Raw genomic sequence first — 21,387 nt, 5'->3', positions numbered from 1 at the left:
ACTCTGTTTGCTGCTTCTGTGCAGTCAAAGCAATGGATTTGAAGACATGACAAACGGCATCCACCACATCACCCTGATCACCCGCAAAGTGCAGCCGAATGTCGATTTCTATGCCGGCTTTCTCGGTCTGCGGCTCGTCAAGCGGACGGCGGGTTTCGAGGATGCGGCACAGCTGCATCTGTTCTACGGTGATGACGCAGGCTCACCTGGATCGCTGGTCTCGTTCCTGGTTTGGGAAGACGGCGCACCCGGTCGCGTCGGCCACGGCCAGCCGAGCGAGATCGCCTTTGCCATTGCGCCTGAAAGCATCGGCTTCTGGCTCACCCGGGCGCTTCGGTACAATGTGACGGCGACCGGCCCGAAGCATGAATTCGGCGAGCCGGTCATCCGGCTGAAGGATCCGGACGGCGTCATCGTCAAGCTTGTCGGCAGCGACGCCGTGACCTCCCCTGCCCTCCATGCCACCACCGACATTCCGCAGAAAGATGCGATCCGGCGGCTGCGCGGCGCAACGATCCTGACGGCGACGCCCGACGGTACGGCCGCTTTCGTCACCCGGCATTTTGGCTATGCCGAGGCTGACAGGACGGATGCGATCCGGCGCCTTGTCTCGCAGTCCGGCGATATCATCGACGTCCGCGATGCCGGCGGCTTCTGGACGGCGGCGCCCGGTACCGGCACCATCGACCATATTGCCTTCCGCGCCGCGAGCGAAGCGGCGGTCAAGGATCTGCGCATGCAGCTCGAGGCGGAAGACGCCGGTCAGATCAATGCCCATGACCGAAAGTATTTCTATTCGCTCTATGTCCGCGAGCCGGGCGGAACGCTGTTCGAATTCGCCACCGATGCGCCCGGCATGACGGTGGACGAGAGCCCGGAAACCCTGGGAACGAAGCTGTTCGTGCCCGATCATTTCGGCGGCAATCTGCAGGACAATCTCGTCATGCTGCCGCAATTCGGACTGCCTGGCGAGGAGCGCTTCACGGAGCGCGACCTGCCGTTCGTACACCGCCTGCACCAGGCGGATAATCCCGATGGCACAACATTGGTGCTTCTGCACGGCAGCGGCGCCAACGAAACCAGTCTCCTTCCGCTCGGCCGCCAGATCGCGCCGAATGCGCTGCTGCTCAGCCTCAGAGGCCGCAGCACCGAGGAAGGTCACCCGCGGTTCTTCCGCAGGATCACGCCCGTTACCTTCGACCAGAAGGATATTGCCTCGGAAGTGGAAGCCTTCGTCGCGATGATCGACGGGGCTGTTTCGGCCTACGGCCTTGACCGCGACAAGATGATTTTCGTCGGCTATTCCAACGGCGCCAACATGCTGGTCGCCACTATGCTGCGTCATCCCGGACTAATCCGCAAGGCTGCCCTGCTGCGGATGATGAACCCTCTGGAGACGGTGCCAGAAGCGGATCTTTCCGGCACCGAAATCCTTTTGGTGACGGGAAAGACCGACGGCTATTCCCGCTATGCCATGCCGCTGGAAGGCGTGTTGCGCGACGCTGGCGCAACAATTGAGACCGTCACCCTGAATGCCGGCCACGAGATTGGCCCTATGGACGCAGACGCGGTCCGCGATTGGCTGAAAACGGGCGGGGACTGACCTCTCCGTAAAGACGGTGACGAACCTTGAAACGATTATCTGGCGAGAGCGACACCCCACTCTCCGTCATCCTCGCCCTTGTGGCGGGGATCCCGCGACCCGACGTCCGTCGGGTCAAAAGACCATTTCAGTTCAAGGACTTGAACTGGCTGGATGCCCGCCACAAGCGCGAGCATGACGGAGGAAATTGGGTACTTAAAAACGATCAGCAGAGAGTACATCTGCAAAGACTACGGTTTGTCAGCCTTCAGCGGAGGCTGACGCCCCCCCCCGCAAAACCTTACTTGGATCTTTCCGCAACATAGCCGGCAAAGGCCTCGACAAACCCTTTCAGCCTTGCCTTGGCCTCTTCATCGATCAGATGCCCCTCGTTGTCGAACAGCGATCCCGCCTTCGGCAGCATCAGACGCTTGCCCGACCAGAGGTCGGCGCCGAGCGTGCGCAGGACGGAAAGCCAGGCGTTCTGGCTGAGCAGGGTGCCGAACGGTCCCGGCGACGTCCCGGCAATGGCAAAGGCGCGTCCGGCAAACACGTTCGGCGCGCCGGTCATTGACGAGCTGACCCAATCGATGGCGTTCTTGAAAACGCCCGGCATCGAATTGTTGTATTCCGGCGTAAACAGGATGACCCCATCGGCGGCGGCAATCTGGTCCTTCAGCAGCTGCACGGCCTCCGGCACGCCTTCGCGCTCGACATCGGCATTATAGAGCGGAATGCCCTCGATGGTGCCCGACGTGAACGTCACGCCTTCAGGCGCAAACGTCATGGCTGTTTTCAAAAGAGCGGTATTGAACGAGGCCTTTCGCAGGCTTCCGGAAATGCCGATCAGTTTTGTCATGCGGGAGAATCCTTCCATACTTTGCCGGAAGCATGCTTCGAAATGCAGAAAAGTACAGACAAAAAAGCCGGGAGTTGTGCTCCCGGCTTGATTTCAATGGTCAGATCAGCGGCTTCAGCCGTGCCTCGATCTGGACGCGCTTGTGCTCCAGGAACGGCGGCAGCGACAGGCCTTCGCCCAAAGTTTCCATCGGCTCGTCTACGGCAAAGCCGGGACCGTCGGTGGCGATTTCGAACAGGATGCCGTTCGGCTCGCGGAAATAGAGCGAGCGGAAGTAAAACCGCTCGACCTCGCCGCTCGAAGGCAGCCTGAAGCCCTCCAGCCGTTCGGTCCATGCGTGCAACGCAGCTTCATCCGGAGCGCGGAACGCGACGTGATGAACGGCCCCAGCACCCTGACGGGCTGCCGGCAGGCCGGGCTGAACCGCAACATGCAGTTCGGCGTCCGGACCACCCTCACCCATCGAGAACACATGCACCTCGCCATTGCCATCCGGCGACGGGTACTGGCGCTGCTTGGTCATGTTCATCACCTGCTCCAGCACCAGTTGCGTATTGGTGATGTCCGGAACGCTCATGGTGATCGGACCAAGCCCCTTGATCTGGTGTTCGGCCGGAACGGGGCTGCGATCCCATGGATGCGACGGTACAAGTCCACCGTCGTCGATCAGCCGGAAACGCTGGCCTTCGCCGTCTTCGAAATCAAGCGACAAACGGCCGTCGATCTCGATGACGTCGCCGGACGCAATGCTCAATTCGCCGAAACGGGCCTTCCACCATTCGATGCTTTCCGGGCTGCCGACGCGAAGCCCGGTGCGAGAAACGCTATGGGTCCCGCGGCTCTCGCGGTTAACCGGCCAGTCGAAAAACGTCAAGTCCGTGCCCGGCGTTGCCTCGCCGTCGGCATAGAACAGGTGATAGGCGGTGGTATCGTCCTGGTTCACGGTCTTCTTGACCAGCCGCATGCCGAGGACCTGCGTGTAGAAACGCAGGTTTTCCTTGGCGTTGGCGGTGATCGCAGTGAGGTGGTGAATTCCTGTCAGTTGCAAGCTCATGGCTGCCTCCATTCGTGACTATCTGAAGCGAATATCGGCTGCGTCACGCGTTTAATAAAGAGGCCCGATGCGGACAGAATGTTCACTAAAAGTGAACGATGATCCCTACCGCTTGAAATCCACTTTCACCCGCGCGACCGGGAAGACATATTTCCACACAGTCGCCATATTCGTGATGCTGCGGCCATCTTCGGCAAGAACCATCTTGTCGACGAAACGGACGATGTTCTTACCTGGGCCGGCATCGAGATCGACGAGATAGGTGAAGCGCGCCGTGTTGCCATCGACACGCAGCGTCGTCGTGCCGACGACATCTTCGCGCGTTCCCGAATATGTGGCCGGGCCGGTTCGCACGAAGCGCCAGGTCTTGCGGTCCCGTTCGCCATCGGAATAGACGAAATCCTCGCGCACGGTCAGCGTATCGCCCCGCACCCGGCCGGTCAAAACCACGTCGAACTGCCGTTTGACGCCGTTGACAGCGGAAAACGATCCCGTTGCCGTGGACTTGCCGCGAAAAAACCGCTCCATCATCGTGTCCTGCCCGAATGCCGGCATGGCCGAAAACAGGGCCAACGGAACAACAAGCACTGCCAGAAACCGTTTCATCATTCTCTCCTTGCGTTTGGAGAGATACGCTTTGGCAGGCCGGATGGTTTCCACAGCTAGCGTCAAAGCAACGGGTTCACCGCATCGTGATAGCGTTTAGGCGGAAACGTGCATGTCCGTCAGGTAGGTGTTCTCGCTTCTGGAAACCTTGAAGTCGGCCGGGTTGATGGTAACGACCATCAATGCTTCGTCGTGGGGAAGCGCATTCGCCAGAAGACTCCCGTCGGGCGCGGCAATCCGCGACGACCCGGCAAAGGTAAACCGCTCGTCGGCGCCGCAATGATTGATATAGGCGACGAACACCTGGTTTTCGAAGGCGCGCGTCTGGATCATGTGATCGGCAATGAAGGTTCCGGAATAGCCGGCCGGCAGCGCCGTCGGCACCAGAACTGCATCCACACCCGCAAGCGCCAGGCGCCGGACATTTTCCGGAAATTCGACATCGTAGCAGATCAGCATGCCGCATTTGACACCGCGATGATCGAACACGATGGTGCCCGGTTCTGGAGTCGAAAACAGCCCCCGCTCGTAATCACCGTAAAGATTGGACTTGCGGTAAATTACGGGCGCAGCAGAACCATCCACATAAACGGCGCTGTTGAAAACAGTGCCCTCTGCCTTCTCAGCGAAACCCGCGATGATCGCAATGCCAAGTTCAGTCGAGATCGCCTGCAACTGCCCAACCAGTGGCCCATCTCCCGGCTCTGCCAGTTGGCGGATGATATCCCCCGCGCCATAGCCGGTCAGCCCGAGTTCCGGCGTGATCAAAAGGCTTGCGCCCTTGGCCTGCGCGTCCCGCGCCGCCTGTTCGATGCGGGCGAGATTGGCGGGGGTATCGCCGCTTTCCGATTTCATCTGCAGGGCTGCAAGCGTGATCATGTGTCGTCCGATGACATGGCGCCGAGCAGTTTCGGCAGATCGCCGAACCGCGCAACAAGGGAAAAGATGACCGCCGCCGTTGCGACGAACAGAATGGTAACCGACGCCATGGTCGGCGTGTAGCCGTAGCGCAGCGCGTTGAAGATCTTGATCGGCAGCGTTTCCATGGTGAAGCCGACCGTCATGTAGGCAACGATATATTCGTTGAGCGACAGCACGAAGGCAAACGCATAACCCGAGACGATATAGGGCAGGATCAGCGGCAGGACGACGGTGCGAAAGATCGTCCGGTCATCGGCGCCCATCGTTGCCGCCGCCTCGACCAGCGAACGGTCGATCGCGGTAAAGCCGAGCGATAGCGTCACCAGCGGCAGCGTCACGAAGAAGATCGCGTGGCTGACGACGGCGGTCCACGGCTGGCCGTAAAAACCGGTCGTTGCCCAGAAGGTCAGCAAACCAAGTGCGGTGATGACCGGCGGCAGCGTGAAGGGGGCGATACCGAGAAGCTGGAAGATGTTGGCCCATGGCGCAATCCGCCGCCACAGGAACCAGGCGAGCGGCAAGGCAATGGCAACGGCCAATGCGGCAGACAGGATGGCCAGTGTCAGCGAGGCAAGCAGCGCGTTGCGCCATTCCGGGTTGAGGAAGATCTCGCCGTACCAAGAGAGCGAAAAACCCTTCGGCGGAAAAGCCAGCGTCTGTTTGGCATTCACCGAGACGCCGGCAACGACGATCATCGGTGCCGCCAGGAACAGGCCGATCAGGAAGAAGTAGACTTTGCTCAGCGTACTGGTCATGCCGTTTCTCCCTTGCGTCCGGCAAGAACGGTCAGAGCCACCAGCCCGAGCGTCACCAGCACGAGGAACACCGCCATTGCGGCGGCAAATGGCATATTCGACTGGTAGATCGCTTGGTCGGTGATCAGCACCGACAACGTCCAGTGCTGCGGCCGGCCGAGCAGTTGCGGCAAGAGGTAGGAGCCGAGCGCGAAGATGAACACCATAATCAGCGTCGCGGTAATGGTATTGCGCAGAGCGGGAATGACGACCGTGAAGAACGCCTTGATCGGCGACGCGCCAAGCGTGCGCGCTGCTTCCGTCAGCGTTGGATCAAGCCGTACAAGCGCCGGGTAAAGCACCAGAACCGTATAGGGAAAGGCTTGGTAGACCATGCCGGTCAGCACGGCGCCAAAACTCGGCAGCAGCGCCTTGGCTTCGCTCATGATGCCCGCCATCACCAGAAGATTGGTGATCCCGGCAGTACGCGAAAACAGCGTCGACCAGGCAAAGCCGATGATGACTTCTGACAGCGACAGAACCGAGAGCAGCGCAACCAGCCAGATGATCTGCACTTTTCGCGTCATGCGGTTGAGCAGATACGTGAAGGGAACGGCGAGCACGACGCAGCAGATCGCCACCGTCACCGCCAGCATCAGAGAAAAGCCCAGCACATTGGCGAAGAACAGGCTGAGGAACCGCTGGTAGTTGGCGAGCTCAAACGCAGGCACATAGAACCCGCCCTGCTGGCGCTGGAAGAACGAAACGGCAATCATCGTCGCGAACGGCACGACGAAGAAGACGATGAGCATCATCGCCGGAAAGACCAGCGGGCCGTAATCGCCGAGTTTTTGCGGGGCTTCGCGTCTCATTTGGCCAGTACCACGCAGACGTCTGGCAAAAGCACCACGCCGACCGGCTGGCCGACGGTGATGTCGGGCCGGGCGCGCGGCGTCGAGACCGCAACGATCTGACGGCCGGCAATATCGACAAAGGTTTCGATCGTGCCGCCGAGATCGCGCACGAAGGTGACGGTGCCGGACAGCGCGCCGTTGCCAGGGGCCGTCAGGTGTACGTCCTCCGGCCGAATCGACAGCGTCGCCTTGCGGGTGTCGGCACCAAGGGACACGCCGGAAACCGGCTGGCCAAGCACTGTGACCCGGCCGGTGCTGTCGGCTTCGGCCTCGAGAAGATTGGTCGAGCCGATGAAGTCGGCCACGAATGTATCGGCCGGGCGGCGATAAATTTCGATTGGCGATGCAGCCTGGCGGATTTCGCCGCCCTTCATGACAACGACGGTATCGGCCATGGTCATCGCCTCGCGCTGGTCATGGGTTACGACGATGGTGGTGATGCCGAGCTGCTGCTGCAATTGGCGCAACTCCACCTGCATCGCCTCGCGCAGCTTGGCGTCCAGCGCAGACAGCGGCTCGTCGAGCAGGAACAGCTTCGGCGAGATCGCTAATGCCCGGGCAATCGCCACGCGCTGGCGCTGGCCGCCGGACAGTTTCGAGACCGGCCGGTCGGCATAACCGCCAAGATGGATCATCGATAGAAGTTCATCGACGCGCTTCTTCTGGTCTTCCTTCGGCGCGCCACGAATGCGCAAGGGATAGGCGATATTCTCGCCGACAGTCAGATGCGGGAACAGCGCCAATGACTGGAACACCATGCCGAGATTACGCTTGTGGGTCGGAACATGGGTGATGTCTTCGCCGTCAAGCTGGATCGAGCCCCCGGTCGGCAGGTCGAGGCCGGCGATCATCCGCAAAAGCGTGGTCTTGCCGCAACCGGATGGTCCCAGCATGCAGACGAACGTGCCATGCGGCACCGTCAGCTCGACATTGTTGACCGCGGTGAAAGTCCCGAATTCCTTCGTGACATTGTTGAGGACGAGGCCTGACATTGTATTCCTGTCTTTTCGCATCATGCGGAAATCGTATCTTCAGTCACCGCGCAGGACACAAGAAGGTCGTGGCGGCCTTTACCTCCCCCTTGAGGGGGGGAGGTCGCAGCGCAGCTGCGGGTGGGGGTGATCCCTTGTTTGGCGCAAAAATCACCCCACCCCGGCACTACGCGCCGACCCTCCCCCTCAAGGGGAGGGTGAAAATCAACCGACGATCAGTTCGGTCCATTTCTGGTTCAGCCAATCCGACTTCGTCTGGTAGAGATCGTAGCGCGGAATGATCGGCTCGATATCGGACGACACGGCGGCGAATTCCGCATCCGTCAAATCCGTCAACTCGCGCTTGACCGTCGGCGACGTGCCGACCTTGCGCGACAGGATTGCCTGGATCGACGGCTGGCTCATATAGTTGATGAACTGATGGGCCTCATCGACCTTGGTCGAAGCACGCGACAGCGCCCAGCAACCACTATCCTGAATGCCGCCTTCCTTCGGGAAGGTCGAGCGGACGGGGTTGCCGTCGGCAGCGGCCAGACCGGTGACGTCATGGTAATACTGGCCCATCGGGATTTCGCCCGACTTCAGCGCCTGCTCGAACTGGGCTTCGTCGCGATACCACAGGCGGACATTCGGCTTGACTTCAGCCAGCTTGTCGAAGGCCTTCTGGACGCCCTCTTCCGTGTCCAGCGCATTGGTGCCGCCGAAGAAAGTCTTTGCCGTCACTTCGAGCAGGAAGGAGTTGGAGACCAGCGCCAGCAGACCAAGCTTGTCGGCATTTGCCGGATCCCAGAATGCCTGCCAGGAGGTCGGGGCTTCCTTATAGACGTCGGTATTGGTGACCAGCGTGATGTACCAGGAGACGGCACCGATACCGGCAACGCGGCCGTCCGGATATTTGTTGACGAAACGATCGATGAGGTTGGAGCCGTTCGGGATCTTGGACATGTCGAGCGGCGCCCAGAGGTCGGTTGCCTGCCCCTTCAGCATCGCCACCTGCGACATCATCGAGACGTCGGCCGGCGCCTGGCCTGCTTTGGCGGCCTGATCGAGCTGCACCAGCCAGGCTTCGCCGGTCGGCTCGGCAATCGCTTCGACGGCGATGCCGGTCGCCTTGGTGAAATCCGGAAAGATGTTCTTGTCGAACGAATCCTTGAAATAACCGCCGTAGACGCCGACCTTCAGCGACTTTTCCTGCGCGCGCAGGATCGACGGCATGGCCAGCATGGATGCACCGGCAAGGCCCGCACCAAGCACGGCGCGCCGGCCGATATTCTGTTTGAGAAAGTCTGTCATCGTGGTTCTCCTGTTTATGCCGGTGCCGCGTTTATGGCTCCCGGTCTGTTCCCAAGTTTTAGTCCGGCTTGCAAGCCCTGGACTACGGATTGATCAGTGTTTTAGCGCGCGAAGCTCCAGCATCTTGGCGTAACGCGTCAGCGGAAAACACAATGCGAAATAGATCAGCGCAACGAAGCCATAGACCTTGAACGGTTCGAAGGTTGCATTGTTGATCGCATTCGAGGTTCTGACCAGTTCCTCAAATCCGATGATCGATGTCAAGGCTGTGCTCTTGATCAGCTGCACCAGAAACCCGACCGTCGGCGCCCGCGTCATCGCAAAGGCCTGCGGCAGGATGATCAGCCGCAATTGCTTGAGGTAATGCAAGCCCAGACTGCTGCCGGCATCCCATTGCCCAAGCGGCACGGCCTGTACGCCGCCACGCCAGATTTCCGCCAGAAAGGCGCTTGCGCAGAGCGTCAAGCCCAGAACGGCGGCCGTCCAGGGTTCGATGCGCAGGCCAAGCAGCGGCAGGCCGAAGAACAAAAGGAACAGCTGCATCAAAAGCGGCGTGCCCTGAAACAGGCCGATGTAATATTCGGCAAACCGCTGCACCCAGCGCCGCTTGGAAATGCGCATGAACAGGATCAGCAGGCCGACGATCGTGCCGCCGGCAAAGGCGACGGCGGACAACAGAATGGTCCAGCGCGCCGCCAGAAGCAGATTGCGGATGATGTCCCAGAGCGTAAATTCGATCACGACACGCCTCCGGACAGGAAACGGTTGCCACTGGCGACAAGCAGCCGGCGCAGGCCGATGCTCATGGCGAGATAGACGAGCGTGACGATGAAATAGGTCTCGAAGGCACGGAACGTCCGGGCCTGCAGGAGATCGGCCTCATAGGTCAGCTCGCGCACGGCAATCTGCGAGACGACGGCCGATTCCAGCATCATGATGACGATCTGGCTGGTCAGCGCCGGGAAAATCACCTTCAAGGCTTGCGGCAGCACGATCTTGATAAACACCTGGCGTGGCCGCAGGCCAAGCGCAAGAGCTGCTTCTTTCTGTCCCTTCGGCACCGCATCGAGACCAGCACCGACGATCTCCGTCGTATAGGCAGTCATGTTCAGGGTCATCGCCAGGATGGCGGCAACGACGGGATCCAAACGGATGCCGAGGCTCGGCAATCCGAAATAGATGAAGAACAACTGCACCAGAAACGGCGTGTTGCGAATGAGCTCGACATAGCCGGCGATGGCACGGCGCAGCCACGCATGGCGGCTGCGCCGCCCGGCGGCACCCAGAACGCTGAGCACGATGCCGGCAACAGCCGACACCGCGATCAGGAACACCGTCATGGCTGCACCGCTGGCGATCAGCGAGACTGCGTCGCTCAGCCAGCCGAAATCGAGCACATAGCCCAAAGAATCAATCCTTCAGGTTTTCAGGATTGAGCGGCACCTTCAGCCACGCTTCCGAGCTTGCATTCAGCTTGCCGTCGGCCAGCATCTTGGCAACGGCGTCGTTGATCGCCGCCTTCAGCCGGTCTTCGCCCTTGTTCAGCGCCAGATGCGACGGCGAGGTGAGGAGCTGGAACTTCTGTTCCGGCTTCAGGGCTTCCTGACGGGCGAGAACCTGCGCGCCGACGTCGTTGCCGACGACCATCAGTTCGGTCTGGCCGGAGATGAAGGCCTGGATGACCGAGTTATAGTTGTCGAAACGCTTGATATCGGCATCCTTGGGGGCTGCCTCCGTCAGCGACGTATCTTCAAGCGTGCCACGGTTGACGGCGATGCTTTTGCCCGCGAGGTCTTCCTTGCCCTTCACTTCCATGGCGGCCGGGCCGATCACGGCAATATAATAGGGCGCGTAGGCAGCGGCAAAATCGATGACTTCGGCGCGTTCCTTGCTGAAGCCGACGCTGACCAGCATATCGACGCGCTTTTCGGTCAGATACGGGATACGGTTCTGGCCGGTGACCGGCACCGGAACCAGCTTCACCTTCAGGCTATCGGCAATGTATTGCGCGACGTCGATGTCATAGCCCTTAAGGCTCATGTCGGCGCTGGCGGAGGAGAAGGGCGGGAAATCGGCAAAGACGCCGACATTCAGCACGCCAGCCTTGGTGATGTCATCGATGGCATCGGCATTGGCGACAGATGCGAAACCGAGAACGGCACCGCTGAGCATGAGGGCGGCGGTAAAGGCCGATTTCAGGTTTGAAAGCTTGGTCATTTTATTCCCCTTTGTGATTTTGTTTATGGCAGGCACGGAAATCGGATTGGGCTTTTTGCCCCTCACCCTAGCCCTCTCCCCGTAAACGGGGAGAGGGGACGATCGAATTTGCCGCTATCTCCCCAAAACTGCCGGGAGGAACGGAACTTGCCGCAAGTCCCTTCTCCCCGCCTGCGGGGAGAAGGTGCCCGACAGGGCGGATGAGGGGGCAGCGCCGCCCTAATCCCGCGTGCCATTGACGAACGGGCTGAACACCATGAGGCTGAGGATCTCGAACAGGACCTGCGAGCCGACATGCGCCGTGTTGGTGGTCGAATCATACTGTGGCGCCACCTCGACGACATCGCCGCCGACCAGGTTCAGGCCCTTCAAACCACGGATCAGTTCCAGCACTTCGCGGGTGGTGAGACCGCCGATTTCCGGCGTTCCGGTGCCCGGCGCAAAGCTCGGGTCGACGCTGTCAATGTCGAAGGACAGATAGGTCGGACCATCACCGACAATCTTTTTGGCCTTTTCGATGATCGCCGGAATGCCCATGCCGGTGACTTCCTCGGCATGGATCACGGTCATGCCGGACTCGTAGGAGAACTCCCAAAGATATTCCGAGGAGCCGCGAATGCCGATCTGGATCGTGCGGGTCGGATCGAGCACGCCGTCGAGCACCGCGTTGCGGAACGGGCCGCCGTGGTGGAACTTGGTGAGATCATAGGCGCCGCCGGTATCGCAATGGGCGTCGATATGGATCATGCCGACCGGCCGCTTCTTGCCGACGGCCTTGAGGATCGGATGGCTGATCGAGTGGTCGCCGCCGACCGACAACGGAACCACGCCAGCATCGACGATCTGGTTGATGCGCTTTTCGATATCGTCATGGCTGAGTTCCAGCCGGTAGCGGCTCTGGAACGGCACGTCACCAATATCGGCGACGCGTAGATCATGCACCGGAGCGCAACCGAGCACGTGGTTGTAGGGGCCGATACGCTCGATGGTGCGCATGGCGCGTGGCCCGAATCGTGACCCTGGACGGTTGGTGACGCCCAGATCCATTGGTATGCCGACGATGGCGACCTGCAGATTGCCGAAATCCGGCTCATTGGCATCGACAGGCACATAAGGCGCCATCAGGAATGTCGGAACACCGGAATAAGGGGCAAGGCGCGTGCCGTTCTTGGAGAAGATCTTGTCGGCAACCTTGCGGAAGGTCGGGTCGAACATCTCGCCGCCATGGGCTTCGCCGTACTTCGCCTTCAGTTCGTTGAGCTTGCTGTCATCCCACGCCATATCCGCTTGACCTCATGTTGGGCCTGGAAGACGTGCGATTTGGGATGGTTGTCGAGCGTAAAGTGAGATGCTCTTGCCGCCAAAAGCCGGAAAACCGCCCCTGTTTGCCAGAGATGCGTACCGGATGCATGTTCCCCAGGCTTTTGCCTTTGTTGATCCTATTAGCAAACAAATTGATTGGAAAATCAATTGACATTGTTATAGCGTTTGATGTGAGAAAAACTAACATCGCTGTTGACGTCATGGAGCGCATTGCTTGTCCAGCCGCCTGCCCCCGCTGAACCCCTTGCGCGCCTTCGAGGCGACCGCCCGGCGCGGTTCGGTTTCGGCTGCAGCCCGCGAGCTGAATGTCACGCATGGGGCCATCAGCCATCAGATAAGAGCGCTGGAACTCTCCTTCAACGCCGCCCTGTTCGAGCGTGGCGGCAAGCGGCTGAAACTGACCTCGCAGGGTGCCCTGCTTCTGCCCGCCGTCACCCATGCCTTCGAAGGCATTGCCGCCGCCACCGCCGCGATGACAAGGCCGACCACCAGCGGCGAGCTGCGTATCGTCTGTGTGCCCGCACTTCTGTCCTTCTGGATGATCCCGCGCCTGCATCAGTTCACCGAGCAGTTTCCCGACGTGCAGCTGACGCTGATCGCCTCCAACGATGCGGCCAACCTGTTTTCCGGCGATGTCGATATCTGCCTGCTCTATGGTGACGGCAACTGGCCGGATTGCTGGGCGCGGTTGTGGAGCCGGCTTGAACTGTTTCCGGTCGTCAGCCCGACCCTCCTCAATATGCGGCCGCTACGTTCGCTGCGCGACCTGCGTGACCATGTCATTCTGCATGGCGATGACGGGCGCGAGTGGAACACCTGGCTTGCCGCCGCCGACGGCATCGGCATCCAGCGTGGCCGCCAGCATTTCATGAGCGACGCCCGGCTTTCAACGGAAGCAGCCCTGCACAATCAGGGCGTGGCGCTCGGCGATACGATCACCGCCGGCAGCCTGATCGCCAAAGGCGAACTGATTGCGCCGTTCGATCTGACAGTTCCGGCCAACGATGCCTTCTACGTCGCCTGCCGCAACGAGGTCCGTGCGGCACCGATCGTCAAGGTCTTCATCGACTGGCTGTTTTCAGCCCTTGAAAACGACCCCATGCCGGAGCTACAGACCTCGGCACGCACCATCATCCGCGCCCGTACCCACAAGGTCAGCGCGCCTGAACGCCTACCCGCCAAGGACGGCTTCCAGCCCGTCTCCTCTCCCGCCCGCACCAGGCGTCCGGAGCCGGCGCCGAAACGCAGAACCAAATCTTAGAACCACCAATCGCAAGAACCAATACGTCTTTGAACCACAGGACAAGCCGATGCCGCATTTCAATCCGCTGATCGCCAAGCTCTCGCCGCCGCCAGTGCCTTCCGTCCTCGCCTGGGCCAAGGCCTATGACGGATCGCGCGGACCGCTGATCGATCTCAGCCAGGCCGTGCCCGGCTATCCCGCCCATCCGGATATGCTGCAATGGCTGGGCGAGGCAGCCGCCTCCTCCGCCTTCACCGGCTATGGCGCGATCGAAGGCGAAGAGGTTTTGCGCACCGCCTATGCGGAGCATGTCTCCGGCCTCTACAGCGCCTCGGTCAACGCCGGCAACATCCACGTCACGTCCGGCTGCAACCAGGCCTTCATCTGCACGGTCATGGCGATTGCCGGTGCGGGCGATACGGTGCTGATGACCAATCCTTTCTATTTCAACCAGCAGACGACGCTCGCGATGCTCGGCATCGGCATCGAGCTGGTGCCCTGCGATGCAGGCAGCGGTTTTCTGCCGGATGTCGATGCGATTGCCGCAGCGCTGAAGCCCGGCATCCGCGCTTTGGCGCTGGTCACGCCCAACAATCCGACCGGCTCCGTCTATCCGCCCGCGCTGCTGCGCCGGATCTACGATCTCTGCCGCGCCAACGGTACCTGGCTGATTCTCGACGAGACCTATCGCGACTTCCTGCCCGAAGGCAGCGGCGCGCCGCACGACCTCCTGTCCATCGAAGGGTGGCAGGACAGTCTCGTCTGCCTCTACAGCTTCTCCAAATCCTTCTGCATTCCCGGCCATCGGCTTGGCGCCATCACGGCGGGACCGGCCGTGGTCGAGCAGGTCGCCAAGATCATGGACAACCTGCAGATCTGCGCGCCGCGCTCGGCCCAGGCCGCCGTTGCCAAGGCTATTCCGGCGCTTGGCGAATGGAGAGCCGGCAACCGCGCCGAGATCGCCACCCGCGCCGATGCGCTAAAACAGGTCATGAGCAACCTGAAGGGCTGGAAACTGCAGGCGATCGGCGCCTATTTCGCCTATATCCGCCACCCCTATCCGGATATTCGCTCGGAATTCGTCGCCGAAAAGCTGGCGAAGATTGCCGGTATCGTCTGCCTGCCGGGCGATTATTTCGGCGAGGGACAGGAAGGTTATTTGCGCTTCGCCTTCGCCAATGCCGATGCACCGACGATCCTGAAGCTCGAGGAACGGCTGTCGGGCTTCAATCTGCCGGGTATCTGAGCAGCTGGAACATCAGCCTCGGCGGGCGATCAGGATACCGGCGAGCACGATCACCCCGCCGATGGCCTGCATCAGCCCGACCGGTTCGTTGAGCAGTAGCCACGCAAGGATCGCCGCCACCACCGGCTGCAGCAGTAGCGTCAGCGACGAAAACGCCGGCGGCAGGAAGGCCAGCGCATAGATGATCAGCCCCTGCCCGCCGGCATGGCTGATGAAGGCAAGCCCGAATAGGATAGCCCAGCCGAACAGAGCGGTGGGCATAAAGCTCGCCTCGAAGAAGAAGGCGATCGGGAGCATGCAGATTGCAGCCGATCCCGTGCTCCAGATCATGATGCGGTTTGTGGAAAAGCGGCTGCGCAGGCGCCCGATCGACAGGATATAGCCGGCATAGAAGACAGCCGCGAGTGCCGCCGTCGCATCTCCCGCCAGTTGGCCGTCGCCCAGCGCCATTGGCCCCCCCTTCAGGATCACCACGCCTGCGAGCGCTGTCGCCAGACCCGTGATGAACACGCCGCTGACGCGGGCGCGAAACAAAAGCCATGAGCCGAGCGTCACAAAGATCGGCGCAAGGTTGGCAAGCAGCGTCGCGTTGGCAACCGAGGTCATGTGCAGCGCCAGATGCCAGGCGGCGAGATCGACGGCAAGAAAGATACCGGGCAACACAAGCAGGCCGTAATCGGTCCATCCGGCCGGGCGCTGATCGGTCACGGTATGTCCAGCCGTTTTCGACCAGATGAGCAGCGGCAAAAGCGCCAGTGCTACGCGCCAGAACGCCGTTGCCATCGGCCCGACTTCCGACAACCGCACGAAGATGGGAGACCCACCGATCGCAGCACCACCGATCAGCAGCGCAATCAGCGCAAGACGATTGGCGGAGGAGGACGCCGATGACGTTGAGGGGAGCGCGGTATCTGACACGAATGCTATCCAATACGAAGGGGCGCAGCAATGGTATGCCGCGATAACGCATCGAAGGTATCAGAACGATTCGCGGGGAAACATCAACTTCCGAGCATGGAATGATCAGAAACGGTGAACTGATGCCCAAAGATGCGGCCGTTCGATGCACTTCAATCACGGCCTCGCCAAGCCCTCGTCTCGCTCATGAAGCAACATTCCGGTGCGATCGGTCGAGCGTTTTTTAGGCAAGCTCAACGGTTGAGAGACAACGCTACCAATGTCAGAAAGATCCGTTGAATTATCTTGCCGCCGTCAAACATCCGGCGGCAAGAATTTCGATTTATCCGGCGTACTTAAGGCCGATCTCAGGCCCCATCCGGCCGGTGAACCGTCTTCACCTCGAGGAAATCCTCAAGCCCGAACATGCCGCCTTCGCGGCCGTTGCCGGATTGCTTGTAGCCGCCGAACGGGCTGCCGTAGCGATGTGGACCACCATTGATATGAACCATGCCGGCGCGAAGACGCGAGGCCACGCGTTCGGCCCGCTTGGGATCACCGGTCTGGACGTAAGCAGCAAGACCGTAGTTGGTGTCGTTGGCGATCTCGATCGCTTCCTCTTCCGTCTCGAACGGCATGATGGCGAGGACCGGGCCAAACACCTCTTCGCGGGCGATGCGCATCGTATTGTTAACATCGGCAAAGATCGTCGGCTTGACGAAATAGCCGGTCTCGAAGCCTTCCGGCTTGCCGGCACCGCCGACGAGAACGCGTGCGCCCTCGGCAATACCCGCCTCGATAAGCGCCTGCACCCGGCCGAACTGCACGTCGCTGACCAGCGGCCCGATATGGCTGCCTTCCTCGGCCGGATTGCCGACCCTGGCCTCTTTACCCACCCGCGTGGCTATCTCGACGGCCTTGTCATAGACCGACTTCTGCACCAGCAGACGTGTCGGCGCATCGCAGGACTGGCCGGAATTGTTGAAGCATTCCAGCACGCTGCCGGCAACGCGATCTTCAAGGTCGGCATCTTCGAAGACGATGTTCGGCGACTTGCCACCCAGTTCGAGCGTCACCCGCTTGACCGTTTCGGCCGCGTCCTTGCTGACGGCGATGCCGGCGCGGGTCGAGCCCGTGAACGACATCATGTCGACGTCCTTGTGCTTGGAAAGAGCGGCACCGACATTCAGGCCGTCGGCATTGACGAGGTTGAACGTGCCGGCCGGAAAGCCTGCCTCATGCACCATTTCCGCATAGAGCATCGCGTTCAGCGGCGTGAATTCGGAGGGCTTCAGCACACAGGTCGAGCCGGTTGCAAGTGCGGGAACAACCTTCAGCGCGATCTGGTTGATCGGCCAGTTCCAGGGTGTGATCAGGCCGCAGACGCCGACCGGTTCGCGCAGCATGACGTCGCCGTTTGGCAGCACTTCGCGGGTGTGCAGGCGCTTCAGCGCATCGATGAAACCCTGGAGATGGCCAACACCGACATCGGCCTGCTGTTCGCGGCTCATCGACAGCGGTGCGCCGAGCTCGAGCGTGATGGTCTGCGCCATTTCCTCATAGCGGCGCTTGTAGATGGCAAGCAGCTTTTCCAGAAGTGCCAGACGCTCTTCCGTCGTGGTGCGGCTATAAGTGACAAATGCCTTCTTGGCGGCGGCAACGGCGCGGTCGATATCGCCGGCACTGCCCATGGAAATCACCGCGACCGGCTTTTCCGTCGCCGGGTTCAGGACCTCGAGATCGTTGGCCACGAGCGGAGCGACCCATTCGCCGTTGATATAGAACTTGCGTTTGTCGAGCATGCTTCTTGTCCTTCCCGTCAGATCGTCTTCTGTTTTTCGTTGAGCCAATCGGTGATCAATTGGCGGTAGCGTTCACCGCTGAAGCTCGGAAAATGACCGCCATGCACGATGCGGGCGGGAATTTTCAACAGCCGCTCCATGGAGGAGAGATAGTCTTCGGCATCGGAATGATAGGTATCCTCGATCAGTGGGCCGTCATAGAGGATATCGCCGGAGAACAGAATTTCCGTCGCCTTCTCGTAAAGCGCAATACCCCCTGGGGAGTGGCCGGGTGTATGGATGACCTCGAACACCCGGTCTCCGAGATCGATCACGTCGCCGTCTTCGAGAATGCGCGTCGCCGGAGCCTTCTTCACCGCATAGCATTTCGAGCAATAGGGTTCTGGCGGCAGAGCGTCGAAGATATCGTCGGTGACATAGGGATCGGCAAGCGTGTTTTCCCGCGTCGGATTGGCCAGCAGGTCGGCCTCGGCCGAATGCACGGCGCGGCACTCGAACTCATGGTGACAGCCGACATGATCGAAATGCGTATGGCTGGCGACGGCGATCAGATCCCGCCCGGTGACCAACGGCACATAGTCCTTGAGCGACACGACACCCATGCCGCTATCGACCAGCATGTCGCGATCCCGGCCCCGCACATGCCAGATATTGCAGCGGTAGAACTCCTGGATGAAGGGTTCGGAAATGGCCGTGACGTCGTCATCGAGACGTCTCACCTGATACCATTTGTCCGCACTGATCCGTTGCATTGCCAAAATCCGTTTGAGACGTCGCAGCGATTGCCGCGGCCGCAGTAAACTCCCTCCCCTTCTGGGGAGGGTGGGAGGGGTTTCCTTTTAAAGAAAGAACCCCTCCCCTCCGCTTCGCTCCGACCCTCCCCACAAGGGGGAGGGTTAGGTGCCCTTGGGCAAGGCTACGATATCGGCAAGACTGACCGCAAGGGGGACGATCTGGCCGTCCGCCACCGCCGTCGATTGCGGCATATGCGCCACGATGGAAAGATCCGGAGCATTCGCCGGTTTCAGATGGCAGCGGTAATGCGTGCCGAAAAAGGCGCTGCCGGTAATCTTGGCCTCGCCAAGCGAGACGACCGGACCGTCAGTCTCCCCCGCCCGGCGGAAATGTTCCGGGCGGATGCAGAGCATCACGGTTTGTCCCGTTGCCGGTGCCGAAGCCGTAAAGCTTGTGATCGGCAGCGTCATCGCACCAACCGCCGTTTCGACCAAAGCCGCCGTCGCATCCACGCTTTTGACCGTGCCCGGAATGAAATTGACCTCGCCCATGAACCCGGCGGAATAGACCGAGCGCGGCCGCATGTAGATATCGGCGGGCGGCCCGAAATCCTCGATCCGGCCCTGGTTCATGACAACGATCCGGTCGGCGATCGCCATCGCCTCTTCCTGATCGTGGGTCACGTGCACGAAGGTGGTGCCGACCCGCTTCTGGATCGCTTTCAACTCGTCCTGCATCTGGCGGCGCAGTTTCAGATCGAGCGCGCCCAGCGGCTCATCGAGCAGCAGCACGTCGGGATCGACGGCAAGCGCCCGGGCAAGGGCGACGCGCTGGCGCTGGCCTCCGGAAAGTTCGTGCGGCTTCTTGTCCGCCGATGTTTTCAGCCCGACGAGATCCAGGAATCCGACCGCCTTTTCGTCGCGCTCCGCCTTAGCTATGCCGCGCATCCTGAGCCCAAAGCCGACATTGTCGCGCAGCTTCATATGCGGAAACAGCGCGTAATCCTGAAACATCGTCGTCGTCGGGCGTTTTGCCGGCGGTACACCGGTCATGTCCTTGCCTGCGATCGTCACCTTACCCTTGGTCGGCGACTGAAAGCCGCCGAGGATGGAGAGCAACGTGGTCTTGCCGCAGCCGGACGGCCCAAGCAGCACGATGAACTCGCCGGCCTTGATATCGAGCGAGACATCGTTGAGCGCCGTGAACGCGCCAAACGTCTTGGTGGCGTTGTGAACCGAAACCGCAGCGGTCATGATTTTTTCGTCCTTCCGAACAGGGTCAGTTCCAGCACCGCCAGCACCGCGACGGAAACGAGGAAGACCAGCGAGCCGATGGCATTGGTTTTCGGGTTGAGGCCGGAGCGCAAAAGGCTCCAGATTTCAACCGGCAGCGTCACGTCGAAGCGCGACAGCAGGAACGCGATGATGAACTCGTCCCAGCTGAACGTGACCGACAGGAAAAAGGCAGCCAGGATCGACGGCAGCAGCATCGGCGCGGTCACCAGCACCATCACCTTGAAATCAGTGGCGCCAAGATCACGCGCGGCGCGCTCGATATTGATGTGATGATCGCCCATCGAGGAATAGATGATGGCAAAGCAGAGCGGCAGGTTGATCACCACATGGCCGATGCCGACGGTCCAGAGCGACAGGCGGATGCCGAACGTATTGAGCACAGTCAAAAGCCCAAGCGCGATGATCAGATAGCTGACCGTCATCGGCGCAATCAGCAGGCCGCGCTGCAGCGCCGAGCCCGGCAGCTTGTGGCGGGCCAGTGCGTAGGCTGCGAGGAACCCGAGCAGGCAGGCAATCACCGACGAAACGATCGCCACGATAAAGGAATTGGCCAGCGCCGCCATCAGCTTGCGGTCGGCAAAGACCGCCTCGTACCATTGCAGTGAAAAGCCGTTGAACGGCGGCACCGGCAGGCGGCCGTCCTGGAACGAGAACAGCACCAGCACCGCGACCGGTAAAAAGATGAAGCCGTAGATCAGACCGGCATAGGCGAAGGAGGCGATCCTGGTCAGCGTATCACGCATATCATGCCCTCTCGATCTTCAGCCAGCGAGCGCAGAGCACATAGGCAAGCGTCACCGCCAGCATCAGGATGATCGACAGCGCCGCCGCCATCGGAAAATCGGCCCGGCGGCCGAGCTGCAGCATGATGATCTGCGGCAAGACCAGTTCGTTGTTGCCACCGAGGATTTGAGGCGTGACGTAATCGCCGATGCAGAGCACGAAGGTCAAAAAGGCGCCGGTCATGATCCCGGGCAGCGTCAAAGGCAGGATGACATGCCAGAAGGTCTGCAGCGCATTCGCGCCGAGATCGGCCGCCGCACGTCGGTAGTTGGGCGAGAGCTGGATCAAGTTGGCATAGATCGTCAGCGTCAACAGCATGACGAAGAAATGCACGAAGCCAATGACGGTGGCCGTCCGGTTGCTGGCAATTTCCAGCGGTTCGCTGATCAGGCCGAGCGTCATCAGAGTTTGATTTATCACCCCGTTCTGCGACAGCACCAGCAGCCAGGAATAGGAGCGCACCACATAAGACGTCCAGAACGGCAGCACCGCCATGATCAGCGCCAGCCGTTGAAACCGTTTGGGTACCCGCTCGGCGATGATCCAGGCGAGCGGGTAGGCGAGAAGTACCGACAGCACCGTGACGATCAGGGTGATTTCCAGCGAATTCACCAGTCCCTGGAACAGTGAATCCTTGGCAAAGAAGGCAATGTAATTGTCGAGGTTCCAGGCCCGGACGATCTGGCCGCTCTGCCGCGACCACAGGCTCATCGCCGCCATGAACAGGAACGGCACGACGAAGAAGGCAATCGTCCAGAGCAGCGCCGGGGCAACAAAACCCCAGGCCTTGCGGCGTTCGGTGTCTTCGAGGGTCAGGATGGACATAAACTGCTCCGAAATTGCCCCTCACCCTTGGCCCTGTCTCCGCAAGCAGGGAAAGGGAACGACCGA

General features: G+C 60.7%; 21 protein-coding genes. 3 read left to right on the top strand and 18 right to left on the bottom strand.

Annotated elements, in window-relative coordinates:
• The first annotated feature begins 46 nt into the window (after positions 1-46).
• A complete protein-coding gene (locus tag ACP7E0_RS18185; protein ID WP_426126578.1) occupies positions 47-1,603 on the top strand; it encodes a VOC family protein in 1,557 nt (518 codons plus the stop codon).
• Between the two features lie 280 nt (positions 1,604-1,883).
• Here the strand turns inward: ACP7E0_RS18185 and ACP7E0_RS18180 are convergent, their stop codons facing one another.
• From ACP7E0_RS18180 to speB, 12 genes are all read right to left on the bottom strand, one after another.
• Positions 1,884-2,441, bottom strand: coding sequence for an NADPH-dependent FMN reductase (locus tag ACP7E0_RS18180; RefSeq protein ID WP_426126576.1), 558 nt, complete (start codon positions 2,439-2,441; stop codon positions 1,884-1,886).
• Between the two features lie 100 nt (positions 2,442-2,541).
• Positions 2,542-3,495 carry a ring-cleaving dioxygenase gene (locus ACP7E0_RS18175; protein ID WP_426126574.1) on the bottom strand — a complete coding sequence of 318 codons (954 nt, stop codon included), beginning with the start codon at positions 3,493-3,495 and terminating at the stop codon, positions 2,542-2,544.
• Positions 3,496-3,600: 105 nt separating this feature from the next.
• Positions 3,601-4,104 carry a DUF3833 family protein gene (locus ACP7E0_RS18170; RefSeq protein WP_426126572.1) on the bottom strand — a complete coding sequence of 168 codons (504 nt, stop codon included), beginning with the start codon at positions 4,102-4,104 and terminating at the stop codon, positions 3,601-3,603.
• Positions 4,105-4,197: 93 nt separating this feature from the next.
• On the bottom strand, positions 4,198-4,980 hold the full coding sequence (locus tag ACP7E0_RS18165) for a carbon-nitrogen hydrolase family protein (RefSeq protein ID WP_426126571.1): 783 nt from the start codon (positions 4,978-4,980) through the stop codon (positions 4,198-4,200).
• On the bottom strand, positions 4,977-5,777 hold the full coding sequence (locus ACP7E0_RS18160; protein WP_426126569.1) for an ABC transporter permease: 801 nt from the start codon (positions 5,775-5,777) through the stop codon (positions 4,977-4,979). Before ACP7E0_RS18160 ends, ACP7E0_RS18165 begins: the two co-directional genes overlap by 4 nt.
• The gene (locus ACP7E0_RS18155; RefSeq protein ID WP_426126568.1) at positions 5,774-6,628 is read right to left on the bottom strand and encodes an ABC transporter permease; all 855 of its coding nucleotides are present in this window, start codon (positions 6,626-6,628) and stop codon (positions 5,774-5,776) included. The genes ACP7E0_RS18160 and ACP7E0_RS18155 overlap by 4 nt, the downstream gene beginning before the upstream one ends.
• Entirely contained in the window at positions 6,625-7,662 is a 1,038-nt protein-coding gene (locus ACP7E0_RS18150; protein WP_426126567.1) for an ABC transporter ATP-binding protein, read from the bottom strand. Before ACP7E0_RS18150 ends, ACP7E0_RS18155 begins: the two co-directional genes overlap by 4 nt.
• Before the next feature lie 204 nt (positions 7,663-7,866).
• Positions 7,867-8,955, bottom strand: a complete 1,089-nt coding sequence (locus tag ACP7E0_RS18145; RefSeq protein WP_426126565.1) for an ABC transporter substrate-binding protein — start codon at positions 8,953-8,955, stop codon at positions 7,867-7,869.
• Positions 8,956-9,048: 93 nt separating this feature from the next.
• Positions 9,049-9,696: an amino acid ABC transporter permease gene (locus ACP7E0_RS18140; protein WP_426126564.1), complete on the bottom strand. Its 648-nt coding sequence runs from the start codon at positions 9,694-9,696 to the stop codon at positions 9,049-9,051.
• Positions 9,693-10,361: an amino acid ABC transporter permease gene (locus ACP7E0_RS18135; RefSeq protein ID WP_426126563.1), complete on the bottom strand. Its 669-nt coding sequence runs from the start codon at positions 10,359-10,361 to the stop codon at positions 9,693-9,695. Before ACP7E0_RS18135 ends, ACP7E0_RS18140 begins: the two co-directional genes overlap by 4 nt.
• A gap of 4 nt (positions 10,362-10,365) precedes the next feature.
• Complete coding sequence (locus ACP7E0_RS18130) at positions 10,366-11,172, bottom strand: transporter substrate-binding domain-containing protein (RefSeq protein WP_426126561.1); 807 nt, start codon at positions 11,170-11,172, stop codon at positions 10,366-10,368.
• 219 nt (positions 11,173-11,391) lie between these two features.
• Complete coding sequence (speB, locus tag ACP7E0_RS18125; RefSeq protein WP_426126559.1) at positions 11,392-12,453, bottom strand: agmatinase; 1,062 nt, start codon at positions 12,451-12,453, stop codon at positions 11,392-11,394.
• 256 nt (positions 12,454-12,709) lie between these two features.
• On the opposite strand from speB, the gene ACP7E0_RS18120 reads away from it, so the two are divergent.
• Positions 12,710-13,756, top strand: coding sequence for a LysR substrate-binding domain-containing protein (locus ACP7E0_RS18120; protein WP_426126557.1), 1,047 nt, complete (start codon positions 12,710-12,712; stop codon positions 13,754-13,756).
• Positions 13,757-13,805: 49 nt separating this feature from the next.
• The gene (locus ACP7E0_RS18115) at positions 13,806-14,984 is read left to right on the top strand and encodes an aminotransferase (RefSeq protein WP_426126555.1); all 1,179 of its coding nucleotides are present in this window, start codon (positions 13,806-13,808) and stop codon (positions 14,982-14,984) included.
• 12 nt (positions 14,985-14,996) lie between these two features.
• Here ACP7E0_RS18115 and ACP7E0_RS18110 read toward each other — a convergent pair whose 3' ends face one another.
• From ACP7E0_RS18110 to ACP7E0_RS18085, 6 genes are all read right to left on the bottom strand, one after another.
• A complete protein-coding gene (locus tag ACP7E0_RS18110) occupies positions 14,997-15,902 on the bottom strand; it encodes a DMT family transporter (protein WP_426126553.1) in 906 nt (301 codons plus the stop codon).
• Positions 15,903-16,249: 347 nt separating this feature from the next.
• Positions 16,250-17,683, bottom strand: coding sequence for an aldehyde dehydrogenase family protein (locus tag ACP7E0_RS18105; RefSeq protein WP_426126551.1), 1,434 nt, complete (start codon positions 17,681-17,683; stop codon positions 16,250-16,252).
• Positions 17,684-17,700: 17 nt separating this feature from the next.
• Positions 17,701-18,435: an MBL fold metallo-hydrolase gene (locus tag ACP7E0_RS18100; RefSeq protein WP_426126549.1), complete on the bottom strand. Its 735-nt coding sequence runs from the start codon at positions 18,433-18,435 to the stop codon at positions 17,701-17,703.
• A 144-nt stretch (positions 18,436-18,579) separates the two neighbouring features.
• Positions 18,580-19,671: an ABC transporter ATP-binding protein gene (locus tag ACP7E0_RS18095; protein WP_426126547.1), complete on the bottom strand. Its 1,092-nt coding sequence runs from the start codon at positions 19,669-19,671 to the stop codon at positions 18,580-18,582.
• The gene (locus ACP7E0_RS18090) at positions 19,668-20,456 is read right to left on the bottom strand and encodes an ABC transporter permease (protein ID WP_426126545.1); all 789 of its coding nucleotides are present in this window, start codon (positions 20,454-20,456) and stop codon (positions 19,668-19,670) included. The genes ACP7E0_RS18095 and ACP7E0_RS18090 overlap by 4 nt, the downstream gene beginning before the upstream one ends.
• 1 nt (position 20,457) lies before the next feature.
• Positions 20,458-21,321, bottom strand: a complete 864-nt coding sequence (locus tag ACP7E0_RS18085) for an ABC transporter permease (protein ID WP_426126543.1) — start codon at positions 21,319-21,321, stop codon at positions 20,458-20,460.
• Positions 21,322-21,387: the final 66 nt, after the last annotated feature.

It is taken from the genome of Pararhizobium sp. PWRC1-1, assembly GCF_049897905.1.
Taxonomy (GTDB): Bacteria; Pseudomonadota; Alphaproteobacteria; order Rhizobiales; family Rhizobiaceae; genus Pararhizobium.
This window is presented reverse-complemented; position numbering and strand designations above follow the sequence as displayed.

Coding starts and splice junctions, on each gene's coding strand:
- ACP7E0_RS18185 (WP_426126578.1), top strand. CDS start 47: ATGACAAACGGCATCCACCACATCACCCTGATCACCCGCAAAGTGCAG.
- ACP7E0_RS18180 (WP_426126576.1), bottom strand. CDS start 2,441: ATGACAAAACTGATCGGCATTTCCGGAAGCCTGCGAAAGGCCTCGTTC.
- ACP7E0_RS18175 (WP_426126574.1), bottom strand. CDS start 3,495: ATGAGCTTGCAACTGACAGGAATTCACCACCTCACTGCGATCACCGCC.
- ACP7E0_RS18170 (WP_426126572.1), bottom strand. CDS start 4,104: ATGATGAAACGGTTTCTGGCAGTGCTTGTTGTTCCGTTGGCCCTGTTT.
- ACP7E0_RS18165 (WP_426126571.1), bottom strand. CDS start 4,980: ATGATCACGCTTGCAGCCCTGCAGATGAAATCGGAAAGCGGCGATACC.
- ACP7E0_RS18160 (WP_426126569.1), bottom strand. CDS start 5,777: ATGACCAGTACGCTGAGCAAAGTCTACTTCTTCCTGATCGGCCTGTTC.
- ACP7E0_RS18155 (WP_426126568.1), bottom strand. CDS start 6,628: ATGAGACGCGAAGCCCCGCAAAAACTCGGCGATTACGGCCCGCTGGTC.
- ACP7E0_RS18150 (WP_426126567.1), bottom strand. CDS start 7,662: ATGTCAGGCCTCGTCCTCAACAATGTCACGAAGGAATTCGGGACTTTC.
- ACP7E0_RS18145 (WP_426126565.1), bottom strand. CDS start 8,955: ATGACAGACTTTCTCAAACAGAATATCGGCCGGCGCGCCGTGCTTGGT.
- ACP7E0_RS18130 (WP_426126561.1), bottom strand. CDS start 11,172: ATGACCAAGCTTTCAAACCTGAAATCGGCCTTTACCGCCGCCCTCATG.
- speB (WP_426126559.1), bottom strand. CDS start 12,453: ATGGCGTGGGATGACAGCAAGCTCAACGAACTGAAGGCGAAGTACGGC.
- ACP7E0_RS18115 (WP_426126555.1), top strand. CDS start 13,806: ATGCCGCATTTCAATCCGCTGATCGCCAAGCTCTCGCCGCCGCCAGTG.
- ACP7E0_RS18105 (WP_426126551.1), bottom strand. CDS start 17,683: ATGCTCGACAAACGCAAGTTCTATATCAACGGCGAATGGGTCGCTCCG.
- ACP7E0_RS18100 (WP_426126549.1), bottom strand. CDS start 18,435: ATGCAACGGATCAGTGCGGACAAATGGTATCAGGTGAGACGTCTCGAT.
- ACP7E0_RS18095 (WP_426126547.1), bottom strand. CDS start 19,671: ATGACCGCTGCGGTTTCGGTTCACAACGCCACCAAGACGTTTGGCGCG.
- ACP7E0_RS18090 (WP_426126545.1), bottom strand. CDS start 20,456: ATGCGTGATACGCTGACCAGGATCGCCTCCTTCGCCTATGCCGGTCTG.
- ACP7E0_RS18085 (WP_426126543.1), bottom strand. CDS start 21,321: ATGTCCATCCTGACCCTCGAAGACACCGAACGCCGCAAGGCCTGGGGT.